The 13,172-nt window shown below is 42.0% G+C and carries 12 protein-coding genes; 2 read left to right on the top strand and 10 right to left on the bottom strand.

Translation table 11 applies throughout. The annotated features are described in order from the left end of the window. Positions 1-14: 14 nt before the first annotated feature. A complete protein-coding gene (locus AVJ20_RS10075; RefSeq protein WP_111885111.1) occupies positions 15-1,532 on the bottom strand; it encodes a catalase in 1,518 nt (505 codons plus the stop codon). A gap of 229 nt (positions 1,533-1,761) precedes the next feature. On the opposite strand from AVJ20_RS10075, the gene dtd reads away from it, so the two are divergent. Further along, positions 1,762-2,202, top strand: a complete 441-nt coding sequence (gene dtd, locus AVJ20_RS10070) for a D-aminoacyl-tRNA deacylase (protein ID WP_078193255.1) — start codon at positions 1,762-1,764, stop codon at positions 2,200-2,202. 62 nt (positions 2,203-2,264) lie between these two features. Here the strand turns inward: dtd and AVJ20_RS10065 are convergent, their stop codons facing one another. The 4 genes from AVJ20_RS10065 to serB form a co-directional block, all read right to left on the bottom strand. Continuing rightward, positions 2,265-2,774: a hypothetical protein gene (locus AVJ20_RS10065; protein WP_111885110.1), complete on the bottom strand. Its 510-nt coding sequence runs from the start codon at positions 2,772-2,774 to the stop codon at positions 2,265-2,267. A 67-nt stretch (positions 2,775-2,841) separates the two neighbouring features. Next, positions 2,842-3,321: an SCP2 sterol-binding domain-containing protein gene (locus AVJ20_RS10060; RefSeq protein WP_078190615.1), complete on the bottom strand. Its 480-nt coding sequence runs from the start codon at positions 3,319-3,321 to the stop codon at positions 2,842-2,844. Positions 3,322-3,477: 156 nt separating this feature from the next. Beyond that, entirely contained in the window at positions 3,478-3,810 is a 333-nt protein-coding gene (aciT, locus tag AVJ20_RS10055) for an AciT family ciprofloxacin tolerance protein (protein ID WP_078190616.1), read from the bottom strand. A 415-nt stretch (positions 3,811-4,225) separates the two neighbouring features. Next, entirely contained in the window at positions 4,226-5,446 is a 1,221-nt protein-coding gene (serB, locus tag AVJ20_RS10050) for a phosphoserine phosphatase SerB (protein WP_111885109.1), read from the bottom strand. A gap of 77 nt (positions 5,447-5,523) precedes the next feature. Between serB and AVJ20_RS10045 the strand changes: the two genes are divergently transcribed. Continuing rightward, positions 5,524-6,780 (top strand): hypothetical protein, encoded by a 1,257-nt coding sequence (locus tag AVJ20_RS10045; RefSeq protein WP_078190618.1) that lies wholly within the window; start codon positions 5,524-5,526, stop codon positions 6,778-6,780. 48 nt (positions 6,781-6,828) lie between these two features. On the opposite strand, the gene ppk1 is transcribed toward AVJ20_RS10045, so the two are convergent. The 5 genes from ppk1 to mhpT all read right to left on the bottom strand — a co-directional run bounded on the left by ppk1 (position 6,829) and on the right by mhpT (position 12,609). Next, entirely contained in the window at positions 6,829-8,892 is a 2,064-nt protein-coding gene (ppk1, locus tag AVJ20_RS10040) for a polyphosphate kinase 1 (RefSeq protein WP_111885108.1), read from the bottom strand. A gap of 201 nt (positions 8,893-9,093) precedes the next feature. After that, complete coding sequence (locus tag AVJ20_RS10035) at positions 9,094-10,062, bottom strand: bile acid:sodium symporter family protein (protein ID WP_111885107.1); 969 nt, start codon at positions 10,060-10,062, stop codon at positions 9,094-9,096. A gap of 73 nt (positions 10,063-10,135) precedes the next feature. After that, positions 10,136-10,786, bottom strand: coding sequence for a bifunctional nicotinamidase/pyrazinamidase (gene pncA, locus AVJ20_RS10030; RefSeq protein WP_111885106.1), 651 nt, complete (start codon positions 10,784-10,786; stop codon positions 10,136-10,138). A gap of 70 nt (positions 10,787-10,856) precedes the next feature. Continuing rightward, positions 10,857-11,246, bottom strand: a complete 390-nt coding sequence (locus AVJ20_RS10025) for a hypothetical protein (RefSeq protein ID WP_111885105.1) — start codon at positions 11,244-11,246, stop codon at positions 10,857-10,859. A gap of 151 nt (positions 11,247-11,397) precedes the next feature. Continuing rightward, a complete protein-coding gene (gene mhpT / locus AVJ20_RS10020; RefSeq protein ID WP_078193261.1) occupies positions 11,398-12,609 on the bottom strand; it encodes a 3-(3-hydroxy-phenyl)propionate transporter MhpT in 1,212 nt (403 codons plus the stop codon). Between the last annotated feature and the right edge of the window lie 563 nt (positions 12,610-13,172).

Here is a 13,172-nt window from a genome sequence, read left to right as displayed (position 1 = left end):
CAGACTGATCGAAATTAGTCTTTCAGTTGTGCTGCTTTAGCTTTTACAGTTGCAAGGTTACCGTTTACTGCTTTAGTCATACGTGTACCGTAGTCTGCATCTGCTTTATAGAAGTAAGACAACATGATGTGTTTCGTTTCCGAATCTTTCACGTTGCCAAGGTCAGCCGCCAAGTTCATGATTAAGTTTTCTTTCTCTTTCGCAGAGTATGAACGATAAAGCTCACCCGCCTGCTTGAAGTTTTGCTCTTTCACGCCTTTTTGCTGAACTGTGCCAGAAAGCGGTGTTTCAACCGCACGCGCTTTCGCAGTCGCTGGTTTTGGCTCAATACGGCTTGGCTCGTAGTTCACATTTGATGAAGTGCCGCCAACATTCATGTAACCATCTTGGTTGTTGTTGTTTACAGCAACTAATGGACGGTTGACTGGAATTTGTTGGTGGTTCGCACCTAAACGGTACATTTGTGTATCTGAGTAAGAAAAGATACGGCCTTGCAGCAGACGGTCTTCTGATGGCTCGATACCTGGGACTAAGTTACCTGGAGCCAATGCCACTTGTTCCGTTTCCTGGAAGAAGTTTTTCGGCATACGGTTCAGCGTCAATGTACCCACTTTAGTTTCTGGAACTAAGTTCGTTGGCCAGATTTTAGTTGGATCTAGCGGATCAAAATCAAAGCTGTTGAGATCTTTAGGATCTAACACTTGGATGTAAAGATCCCATTTCGGGAAGTTGCCCGCGTTGATGTTTTTGTAAAGATCGTTGGTTAAGTGGTTGAAGTCTTTACCTTGCAGCTCCATCGCTTCTTTAACGTTCAGACCTTTCACGCCTTGTTTAGAGCGGAAGTTGAACTTCACGTATTTATATCCGCCTTTGTCGTTGTACAGTTTGAATGCGTGTACACCGAAACCATCTTGCTCACGGTAGCTAGTTGGAACACCTTGGTTACCATACACATAAGTCAACATGTTGGTTGCCCATGGTTGGCTAGACAAGAAGTCAAATACGCGGTTCGCGTCTTGAACGTTGTCAATTGGGCTTGGCTTCATTGCGTGAATGAAGTCAGGGAATTTAATTGCATCACGAATGAAGAAGACTGGAGTTTGGTTACCCACTAAATCCCAGTTGCCTTCTTGCGTATAGAACTTGATCGCGAAACCGTGCGGGTCACGTAGAGTTTCTGGAGAATGTTTACCGTGAATTACAGTCGAGAAACGTAAGAATACCGGTGTTTTAGTCCCCGCTTTGAAAAGCGAAGCAACGGTTAAATCTGATAAGTCCTTAGTTGCAACGAACTCACCATAAGCACCTGTACCACGCGCATGTACTACACGCTCAGGAATACGCTCACGGCCAAAGCGTTGTAATTTTTGGATGAGTTGAACATCTTGTAGTAATACAGAACCGTTAGGACCTGCTGTAATAGAATTTTGGTTGTCACCTACTGGTGCACCATTGTCTTTAGTTAATGGCGCTGCTTGAGTCGCCGCTGTTGCTGTTGCTAACATCGCAACCAATAAAGAACGCTTAAACATCGTCTTAATCTCTCTGTTAAATACCTTTCCTGCCCCGCAAAGATACTGATATTTAATAAATAGATAAAACAGATTATTTTCATAAATTCAATCGCATTATTGGATTCATAAAAAATATACAGTTCATTTTCAAATGGTTGAGCCCAAAATTTTCTAAACATCGCTTCGAAAGAATGCTGTCTTTGCTACAATCCCTGCCCTATGTTCAATTTTCTACTCGGAAGAATTTATGCGGGCCTTGTTACAACGTGTTTTGGAAGCCAAAGTGGTGGTCGATGGTGAGATCACGGGTGAAATCAATCACGGTATTTTAGTGTTTTTAGGACTTGGTAAAGCTGACGATTTAGAAAAGGGCAAAAAACTGATCGATAAGATCTTGAAATACCGTTTTTTTGATGATGAACAAGGCAAGATGGGCTGGAATGTCAGTCAAGCTGGCGGCGGTATCCTCTTAGTGTCTCAATTTACTCTGATGGCACAAACGCAAAAAGGCCTGCGCCCTGATTTTGGCCCTGCCATGCCGCCAAGCGATGCCAAAGCACTGTATGAACAGCTGGTCGATTACACCAAGAGCCAATATGACCATGTACAAACAGGTATCTTTGCTGCCGACATGAAAGTGCATTTGGTCAATGACGGTCCAGTGACCTTTAATTTAGAAGTTGAATAACCACTGAAGCATTAAAAAAAGCCCTCTTTTGAGGGCTTTTCACAAGCTAGAATAATACGGTCTTAAATGGTTGTAATCAGTTTTGCACGTTGCATTACTTCCACAGGGATATCTTTCACAAGCATGACTGTTAATGACTGATCATTTTTCTTTGACGTTGTTGTTTGATTTGCGTCTAGAACAGCATTTACATCAGCGGGATTCAATGTATACATTGCACCAGTAGCTGGATCAACAATTAATAAACCAATAAGTCCGCCAAAAATAATATTGGCTACATACCAACCATTTACTGTCCCTGTTACCTGCACAGTTTTTGTTTGAAAACCATCTTTTTTGAACGTTACTTCATAAGCTGCTGGTTTAAAATATCCTGTACCGCGTTTTAAAGTTACAGTTGCAGGTGTGATGCCAGTATGTACTTTTTCTCCAGCTTTATTTGTAATCGAAATCGATGCTTCATCTGGCACTGACTTAAACGTTAAAGTTTGAGTTGACCCCGAAATAATGCTTGCACAACCTGTCATTGTTAATGATGCGGCAATTAAACCCGATGTAATTAATTTTTTCATAAAAATACCCCCTAAAAAGCGGAGGTATTGTTACCAAAAAAGCGTTAAATTTCAATGAAAATTAAATTTATTTACCGGTTTTCTCTTTAATAAACGCACGTGCGATTTTGATTTTTTCTTTAACCGGTTTTGGAAGTTTAGGTGGAATTAACTTCGCCACTTGGTTAAACCAAACCAGTAAACCAAAATCACCTTCCATTTTAATACTGCCATTTTGCATACCCGTCATGAATGCAGTGGGGTCACCTTTCATTAGGGTTTTCACGCCCTGTTCACTGTCCGCAAATTGCAAAATAAAGTCTGCTTTTTCAGCATCGCCTGAAACAGTATCAATCTGTCCATTATTTACAATAATTTGACGTGCAACACCCAAATCTGTACCGATTTGAATACGGAATTGACGTTCATGAACCAATTCAATGAATTTAGGGCTAGTACGTGCAAGCTGTTTCATACGAAGCGCTAAACCTGCCACGAGTAAATCAAGTGGATCCGTACTGACATCAACTAAAGGTAGTTTTACGACAGGAATTGATGATAGTTTCATGACTTAAAGCCTATTGTAATTGTTGGAAAATTGACTGGCTTCATCCTACCATAACTTGGCTTTTGAGAAGTAAGGCTTTGTATCTCAAATCGGACTAATACGTTCATAAAAAAATGCGCCCTCAGGCGCATTTTTATTGAAATTTTGTTCTGGCACTTATCGGCTCGAACATTGCTGTTCTTCATCATATACAGGCGTGTGCTCTATACATTGGCGCTTTGCCATCGCACGCTCTGCACGGCGGTCTTCACGTAACAATACTAAAGTGAATACCACCATTGCGGCCATTAATGCCGTTAAATAACTATAAGTCACTGATAATTCAAACATGGTTTGTGTGCCAAATCGAATCACTTCTATGAGTCCCCACACCAGCATCCCCGCCAGCATAAAACTTAACCAGCGACGATAAGGCGAGAAGAAAACAGCAATCACAGCCGCCGATACCAAGCTCAGGCCAACGATTGTTGCTAAATTCGCTGTTAACATAAAAACCTCCGTCATTTGACAACTGACATCTCTTGTCTTACAGGATGCTGAGCCGTCTCACTACTGTATCTTCAGTAAATAGATTTGGTCGATCTCAATCTCTTGCAAGCATTATGCTGAGTTTTTTGCATAAAAAAAGTCTCGTTTTTTGTTCATGCGACACACCTTGTCGCAACATTATTTTGTCATTACATTTTTTCTTTTTAAAGAATTTCTAGAACAATGATGACATCTCGTTTCGAGTGTCATTACAAAAAAAACAGCTGGTTTTAGGCTAAAAAAAATAATTTTTCGAATGCTGTTAATCGTTGTTTTTATCGACAATTTTCTTCTACCTTTCATCGGATGAGCGGAATTTTTGGCATAAAAAAAACGCAGCCTTTTGGCTGCGTTTTTTTGTATGAATTAAATGGTTTTAAGCGCGATTTAAATCTTTATCATGCACACCAAGCAGGTAAAGAACACCATCTAAACCCACGCTTGAAATGGCTTGATTGGCATTTTGACGCACCAAAGGTTTCGCACGGAAAGCAACGCCTAAACCAGCTAATGACAACATAGGTAAGTCATTCGCACCATCACCGACAGCAATGGCTTGTTCTAATGAAATGCCCATTTCTTCAGCAATTTGAGTCAATAAGAAGGCTTTGCGAGCACCATCCACAATATGACCTTTGACTTCACCCGTTACCGCGCCATCTTGGACGTCTAGTACATTGGCATGGACTTCATCGATACCCAGTTTTGCTTGTAAGTATTCAGCAAAATACTGAAAACCACCTGACAAAATAGCTGTGCGATATCCCAGTGATTTCAGCGTTGAAATCAGACGTTCCGCACCTTCTGTAATGGTCAGACGTTCTGCAATCTTAGGCAATACCGAAGCATCCATACCTTTGAGCAGTGCCACACGTGCACGGAAACTTTGTTGGAAATCAAGTTCACCTTGCATAGCACGTTCAGTGATTTCAGCCACTTGAGCGCCAACACCCGCTTCAATTGCCAATTCATCAATTACTTCTTGCTCAATCAGCGTCGAGTCCATATCAAAGCAGACCAAACGACGATTACGACGGTAAGCATTGTCCTCTTGAACAGCAACATCTACCCCAAGTTCGGTAGATAGACGTAAACATGCTGCACGCATTGCAGTGGCATCCAACATTTGGCCTTTTAAACCAAATTGAACGCAGGCACGGCGTGGACCTTCGCTTGATCCATCTAACTCAGGACGGCCAGATAAACGAGTCACAGTTTCGATATTGAAGCCTTGGCTCGACACAATATTTGTAACTGCCTGTAAATGAGATGCCTGTAATTCTGGCGCAAGTGCCGTAACGATATAGCGTGTGCGGCCTCCCTCATTTACCCATTGTTGATATTCTGTTGTAGAGATTGGTTTAAAGCGCACAGTTAAGCCAATATCATGTGCTAAAATCAACATCTCCTTCATGGCTAATGCTGTCGCAGTCTGGTCTTCCGACGAAACAACAATACCTAAAGTCAGCTGATTGTGGATGACTGCTTGTCCGACATCTAAAATCTGTAAGGAATGTGCGGACAAAACCTGCATTAATCGTGTAAATTGATTAGGTTGGTCAGGTCCTAAAAGTGATATAAGAATGATTTCTCGCATGAATTGACTCGGGTCTGAGCTACAACTAATGTAAGAATCATAATCTAAATTGAATAGAATTGCCTTGGAAGTTTACGTTGAATGCGCCTAGACAAGGGCTATTTGCTAGCCTATTAGTAGTTTGTTTTGCTTTGCATACCTTTTTATTGGTATTGGCAACAACCCACCAACTGAACGAAAACCGTGCCAGTCAGGGACAACTGATGACCAGTCAATTGGTTACAGACAGCCTATCTGAGCTTGAGCCGGCCAATACCGTATCATTAGCCTTACTCGCTGACCGCTATGCAACCAACCCGAGCGTGGCTTCCATCCGCATTTTAAATGCCAATAATCAAGTTTTGGCTACAGGCGGTTTGACCAAAACCCGTGACGGTGAAATCTTTGTTCGTGATGCGCTGCAAAACGAAAAGAAAGTCGGAACAGTTGAAATCACCTTAATTAAACCAAGTATTGGTGAAATCTTACGTACGCAATGGGCCGCGATTCTATTTTCATTATTCCTACATGGCTTGTTGTGGTTAGCGTATCGTGCCATTGCTCGCCCTAGTCGTACTGAATATTTAGCGCGAATCAACAATGAATCACGTCTAAAACATGAAATTCAAACGCTAGCGCAGGCCTTAGAACAAGAAAAACATAATGCCGCTGTGGCGATTGCTCAAGCGCAGCAAAATGCGCAAGCCAAAGCAAAACAGCATAAAGACATGAAACCAGTGGTTCTCGACAGCAACAGCTTGGCATTAAATATTCAATTTTATGATCCGAAACAGCTGCTCGATAGCGTCAACAAAACCGTGTCTGTGCCGTATTTTAATCTCTGCCAAATTTTCTTAAATAAAACCACAGAACTCTGTGTTCAACATTATAAATTGAACAGTTCTGACATCAGTACGGTACATAAGTTTGATGAACATGGCGCAACCATCAGCATGACCGCTGACACTCCAGATGCGCTGCGTTGCCTCACCATGATCAGCTCAGTATTCCAATTGCTTTCAGATGTTTTATATAAACGATACCGTGAAGAAAAACGTTTCGTTTTACAAACCCGTAGTGCAATTTCAAGCTCTGTCGAAGCCATGCAATTGTCTTCTGTACAAGCGGCTGAACGTTTAGTCCAACAATTGGTTGCCAAAGAAAGTGCCATTCATGTGCCGACAACTTTGCTCAAAGAGATTTCAGATCATTTCCAATTGGTCAGTTTGCCAAATCCGACCAATGTGCTCACTCGTCACGCATTTATGCTCAATGGGATGGACAGTGATGCCGCTGAATTGGCTCAAAACTTCAGAACTGAAATTTTAAAATCCAAACAGTCAAAAGCCTCGTAAAGGTTTGAGCGAAATCAAAAATCCCGACTTAAGTCGGGATTTTTTGTCTTAAACAGTCGAAATTTTCTGTGCAATCAAATATTTTTGCGCGTTATGCGGTTCGGTACCTGCTTCAACCGCGACTTTCTCCCATTGCCCATTCGACTGCATTTCCCATGCATTTTGATTATCTTCCAAATAGTTAAGTAAACAATCTTTCATAATGCGTTTTTTCAAACGGCTTTCCAAAATGGGAAAACAGGTTTCGACCCGTGAAAATAAGTTACGTCCCATCCAATCGGCACTGGCACAGTACAATCGTTTTTCGCCTGCATGCTCAAAATAATACACTCGAGTATGCTCTAAGAAGCGTCCGACGATAGATCTCACATGAATATTCTCAGACATCCCTTTGACCTGAGGAATCAAACAACAAATCGAACGGATAATTAAATCTACAGTTACCCCTGCTTGCGATGCACGATACAAAGCAGCAATCAGTTGCGGTTCCGTGAGTGCATTGACCTTCACAATAATTCTTGCGTATTTTCCCGCTTGTGCGGCAACAATTTCCTGTTCAATCAGTTTCAGTAATTCAGTATGCAGGGTAAATGGTGCATGCAGTAAGGCTTTCAGCTTCGCCATCTTGCCCATACCGGTCAATTCCTGAAACATACGATGCACATCTTCGCAAATATCGGGATGCGTCGTCATCAGGCCATAATCGGTATACATCCGCGCATTGCCTGCGTGGTAATTACCTGTTCCCAAATGGGCGTAGCGTAACAGCTGATTATTTTCACGGCGCACAATCAAAATCATCTTGGCATGGGTTTTATAGCCCACAATGCCATACACCACGACAGCCCCAGCTTCTTGCAATATATTGGCCACGGTAATATTGGATTCTTCATCAAACCGCGCCCGAAGTTCGATGACGGCGGTTACTTCCTTGCCGTTGCGTGCCGCCTCCGCTAAAACTTGTACGATGTCCGAATCTGGCCCACTACGATAGAGCGTCTGCTTAATGGCTAATACCTGAGGGTCTTTTGCAGCTTCACGTAATAAGTTGATGACCGGTTGAAAGGAGTCAAATGGATGATGTAACAACACATCTTGTGTTTTTAATACATCAAAAATCGCGGTTTGTTTACGAAAAACTTTAGGAATAATCGGTGTATAGACCGGATATTTCAGTTCAGGTCGATTAAAACTGGTACTGAGACGCGATAAATTGATCGGGCCGTCAATGCGATAGAGCTCCTGCTCACTCAAATCAAATTCATCTAACAAATAATCAATAATGCTTTGCGGACAATCATCTTCAATTTCTAAGCGAACTGCCCGACCAAAACGCCGTGAAGACAATTCATCTTTTAATGCCACCGCCAAGTCATCCACATCTTCAGCCAGAACTAAATCTGCATTGCGTGTCACTCGAAAGGCATAACAGCCCGTCGCTTTCATCCCCGGAAATAGGTCATTGATGTGTTGCTGAATAATGGCGGTCAGGAAAATTTGTGTCTCTGCACTGCCTTCAACCTCGGCGGGCATTTTGATTAAACGCGGCAATGAGCGTGGCGCAGGCACAATTGCCATTTCAATGGCACGACCAAAGGCATCTTTGCCTTCTAGACTCACAATAAAGTTGAGGCTTTTATTGACCAAGCGTGGAAACGGATGCGATGGATCTAAGCTAATTGGTGTTAAAACTGGTTGAACTTCTTTACTAAAATAATGGCTAATCCACGCCCGATGTTTTTCTAAAATATCTTTAAATTGAATAAAGCGAATGCCTTCACTTTGTAATGCAGGCAATACAGCATGATTGAGGGTCTGGTATTGCTCTGCAACCGTGTCATGAATCACTTGGGAAAGTTCATCTAAGACCACTTCAGTCGGAATGGCATCTGGCGTCCGTGCAATCGCATTCAAATCTCGTTGTTTCATCAGCCCCGCAATGCGAATTTCAAAGAATTCATCTAAATTGCGTGAAAAAATGATAAGAAAATTTAAGCGTTCAAGTAACGGTAAACTTGAATCAAGTGCCTGAGCCAAGACCCGCCGATTAAAATCTAAAAGCGACAATTCACGATTATAATAGGTCTCTGATGAATGCTGAAAATGTTGCATACCCTCTCAATGCTGCTTGAAACAGTCTATATCTAAAGTGGTTGCCGGCATGTTAGGCAGCGGAGATGACACTTATGTTACAAATAGCATTAATCAATTAAAAAAGCATGCAATTCCCTAAAGCCGTGTTCATCAAATCGTAAAATTTATTTTCGACATAAAAAAAGAGGGAGATTACCCTCTATTACTGAATTTTTTTGTTTATTGCACAGGCTTGTCTTGTTCCGATGCTTTGGGCTCACTCGTCCGTGCTGCCCAATAGGTTGCCAGTGCAGGACCCGAGATATTGTGCCACAAACTAAAAATCGCACTCGGCACAGCGGTCAAAGGTGAAACGGCAAAATGGGTCGCCGCCAATGCCACACCTAAACCTGAGTTTTGCATCCCGACTTCAATTGATACTGCTTTACAGTCTGCATAGGGTAATTTAAATAGGCGGCTGGCCCAAAAGCCCAATAGATAGCCCAAGCCATTATGTAAGGCCACTACCCCAAGAATCAGTAAACCTGATTGCAAAATCTGTGTTCGGCTACCCGCAATGATTGCCGCCACAATCGCCACAATTGCCACAACAGAAACCAGTGGCATGACCTGTATATAGGCATCCACTCGGTGCTTAAAGACAGTTCGAATCATTAACCCCACAATGATCGGAAATAAAACCACTTGTAAAATTGAAACCAACATCGATGCCGCATTAATTTCAATCCATTGGCTTGCCAGCAAATAGAAAATCGCAGGGGTTAAAACCGGGGCGAGTAATGTCGAAACAGAGGTACAGGCAACAGATAATGCGGTATTACCTTTTGCCATATAGGTGATGACATTAGAAGCCGTTCCACCCGGACAGCAACCGACAAGAATGACCCCGATCGCGATTTCTGTCGGCAGTTGTAATAATTTACACAAGAAAAATGCCAATCCCGGCATCACAATAAACTGTGCCAAAACCCCGATCATCACAGCTTTAGGACTTTGCAATACACTTTTAAAATCTTGCAGTGTCATGGTCATGCCCATACCCAACATAATGATGCCTAGCATCCATGGGATATATGCTTTTAACCAAACAAATACATCAGGAAAAAACATGGCGAGCGCTGCAAACAGCACCACCCAAATCGCAAATGTTTTCTGCACAAATTGAGTGAATTTTAAGAAAGCCGACATAGGCATCTTCCATTTAAATACAGGGACAAAAAAAGGCACACCCTTGTGCCTTTTCTCAACTGAGCCCACTGGGTCATGCCAAAGATAATGCCTGTGCATGCTGCTGCACAATATCTTTCAGGTAAATACGCTTCACCCCATTCGCCAACATGTCTTGCCATGCATGCTGTAAAGAACCCTGTAAATCGATCCCTTTGGTCAAATCAGCAATCACAAAAGTTTCAAAACCAAGCTTACGTGCATCCATTGCCGTCCATGCAACACAGAAATCCGTGGCAATGCCCACCACAAAGACTGTATCAATACCACGTTCGCGCAAATAGCCCGCCAAACCTGTTGAAGTTTTCTGATCCGCTTCCATAAAAGCAGAGTAGCTGTCGATATGCTGATGAAAACCTTTACGGATAATCAGCTGCGCCGTTGGTAAATTTAAATCAGGATGCAATTCGGCATCCTGTGTGCCTTGTACACAATGCGTCGGCCACAGTACTTGCGCCCCATAACTCAACTCTATGCTGTCATAAGGTACATGCTCAGGATGATTTTCAGCAAAAGAGATATGGTCGGCTGGATGCCAATCTTGAGTCAGCACAATATTCGTAAAGTATTGCCCCAGTTGATTAATCCCTGGAATAATTTGATCGGCATTGGCAACAGCCAACTGACCACCCGGGGTAAAACCATTTTGTACATCGACCACAATCAGCGCTGTATTTTTTTGCATATCTCTCCATCCGTTGTCATGCATTATCGGCGACTCTACTGATTCGCTCATATTTTAAAAGCCTTAGTATTCAGTCCTGTGCGTAAAAATAAAATGACTGTCCTTCCTGACAATACCGATACTTGGGCAAATGCTCAACCAGCCGCTGTGCAAATCGTGGGTAAATACGGGCTTTTCGCCGAGTCGAAGCATGAAAATAAAAATATCGCGGTTGATGTTTAAAGATATATTTTAATAAATGGCTGCGTGTCTGTTGCATGACCTCAAATGCATTAATATTTTCAGCAACATCTTCTAGGGTAGGTTCATCGGCAAAGGCCAACCACGCATTTTTTCTCGGATGTTGGCGATGTCTTTGAAATACAGGTTTGAGTTCCAAAATAAATTCGTATTGATGTAGATACAAACTAAATTCACGTTGATCAACTTTAAAAATTGCGACCAGTTTTCTTGCTGACATAGCCCCTCTACGTTGATTTTTTATTTTTTCATTCTGCTGTATTTTTACATCAAATACGTTTATTTATCTTGGCTTAAAGCATTAGTGCGACTTCTATTGTCGCCATAAAAAAGCCCGCAATATGCGGGCTTTTTTTGATATGGCATGTTCCTTATGATGGAATACGACGTACCAATAACAACATAAATATTGCAGAGATTGCGATACATGGAATTGCCGCGGTAATCACCCCTGCCGCACCAAAACCTGCTGCCAATAACTGACCCGCAATTGCAGGGCCTAACATTGCACCGACACGACCAACGGCTGAAGCTACACCAACACCCGTACCACGTAACTGTGTTGGATACACGATACCACCGAAGGCATACAATACACCTTGGCAACCAATCACGAATGCACCGACTAAAGCTGACGCCATGTACATTTGAGTCAATGAACCTGCACCATTCAGCGCAAATAGACCTGCCAAAATACCGCCGTACATCAAAATGATCACATAAGCTTTCTTCCAACGGTCAGTCAACATACCTAAAATGATCGTACCAATGGTTGCACTCACCATGAAGTAGAACTGCGCAGTTGCACCATCTTTACGAGTGAAACCGAGTTCGGTGAACAACGACGGTAACCAGCTCAACATGATGTACACCACCATCAAGGTGAAGAAGTAGCTCACCCAAATTGAGAAAGTACGTAAACGGTTTTCTGTGTTAAAGAGGTTTTTGAAAGCACCTTGTTGCACTTCGCCATTGGCGGTCGCTTGAACCGCTTGATCTTTGGCTTTCAAGAATTCACGCGATTCGGGCAGGAACCAAATCATCAATGGAATCACAACAATCGGTAATAAACCGCCTAAATAGAAAATATTTTTCCAGTTTGCACCGAAGTCCGTCATTGCAACTAATGACAAGATTGCCGCACCCACAGGCATACCACAGTACATCAAACCGACTGCACGACCACGATTTTGTGGCGTTACCGCTTCAGATGCCAAGGTAATTAAAATTGGCATTGCTGCACCTAAACCTGCACCTGCAAGAAAACGTACAGCGAGTAAGCTATGAAAGCTATTTACCCATACCGTACATAAGGTAAAGATGGCGAACATCCCCGTAGACCAAATTAATACTTTTTTACGGCCCATTCGGTCTGCAATCCGACCACCCAACAAAGCACCAGGTAATAATCCTAAAATACCGGCACTAAAAAACACCCCTAGCTGCGAGCTATCCAGCCCGAAATATTCACGAATCCCTGCTGCTGCAATACCTGCAGCCTGAATATCCAGACCTTCGATTACGGCAATAAGGAAGCAGATTGCTACCGTGACAATAGCATGCTTATTATCTGACTTTTCCATTGGAGAATCCTTGTTGTCATCAGCGTTCAAATTAAGTCGCATCATCGCTGAGCCTTATAAAGGATATAACTACCAATAAGTTGAAGCCTTTCGTCCAAAATTGGATTACGTGCATGGTGTAATAGTTTTTGTGCTTTAAGTCACAAAGTCGTAAAAACAATTAAAAATTTAAAATAAAAAAATATGAATCGTGCAATGAACAGTCAAATCAAGCGATCTTTTTAAACACTCATAAAAACATGTCTATTTCTATTAGATATAAAAAAGATTATTACCCAAGTTTTTAACAATCATTTGTAATAAAACCCGAGCGAATTGATATAGTTTTTAAATCTTTAGTCATTGTTATTTAATCTTAAATTCTGATTAAAAAGCACGGAATACACATAGATCAACCTTTTGCTGATGATTTAATCAATCCCATCAACCATGCCAACCCTCTCGATTGAATAACACATTTTCAAGATTCAGCCCTTGCTGAACAATTTTCAGGCTGCAAAAAAACCGCTATTTTACACTTGATTGTTTTAAGTTTGATTTGTATAAAGAATTTTATGGCTTTG

The organism is Acinetobacter sp. CFCC 11171 (assembly GCF_003268405.1).
GTDB classification, from domain to species: Bacteria; Pseudomonadota; Gammaproteobacteria; order Pseudomonadales; family Moraxellaceae; genus Acinetobacter; species Acinetobacter amyesii.
The sequence above is the reverse complement of the archived record's forward strand: the minus strand, read 5'-3'. Positions and strand labels throughout refer to the sequence as shown.

Coding starts and splice junctions, on each gene's coding strand:
- AVJ20_RS10075 (WP_111885111.1), bottom strand. CDS start 1,532: ATGTTTAAGCGTTCTTTATTGGTTGCGATGTTAGCAACAGCAACAGCG.
- dtd (WP_078193255.1), top strand. CDS start 1,762: ATGCGGGCCTTGTTACAACGTGTTTTGGAAGCCAAAGTGGTGGTCGAT.
- AVJ20_RS10065 (WP_111885110.1), bottom strand. CDS start 2,774: ATGAAAAAATTAATTACATCGGGTTTAATTGCCGCATCATTAACAATG.
- AVJ20_RS10060 (WP_078190615.1), bottom strand. CDS start 3,321: ATGAAACTATCATCAATTCCTGTCGTAAAACTACCTTTAGTTGATGTC.
- aciT (WP_078190616.1), bottom strand. CDS start 3,810: ATGTTAACAGCGAATTTAGCAACAATCGTTGGCCTGAGCTTGGTATCG.
- serB (WP_111885109.1), bottom strand. CDS start 5,446: ATGCGAGAAATCATTCTTATATCACTTTTAGGACCTGACCAACCTAAT.
- ppk1 (WP_111885108.1), bottom strand. CDS start 8,892: ATGCAACATTTTCAGCATTCATCAGAGACCTATTATAATCGTGAATTG.
- AVJ20_RS10035 (WP_111885107.1), bottom strand. CDS start 10,062: ATGTCGGCTTTCTTAAAATTCACTCAATTTGTGCAGAAAACATTTGCG.
- pncA (WP_111885106.1), bottom strand. CDS start 10,786: ATGCAAAAAAATACAGCGCTGATTGTGGTCGATGTACAAAATGGTTTT.
- AVJ20_RS10025 (WP_111885105.1), bottom strand. CDS start 11,246: ATGTCAGCAAGAAAACTGGTCGCAATTTTTAAAGTTGATCAACGTGAA.
- mhpT (WP_078193261.1), bottom strand. CDS start 12,609: ATGGAAAAGTCAGATAATAAGCATGCTATTGTCACGGTAGCAATCTGC.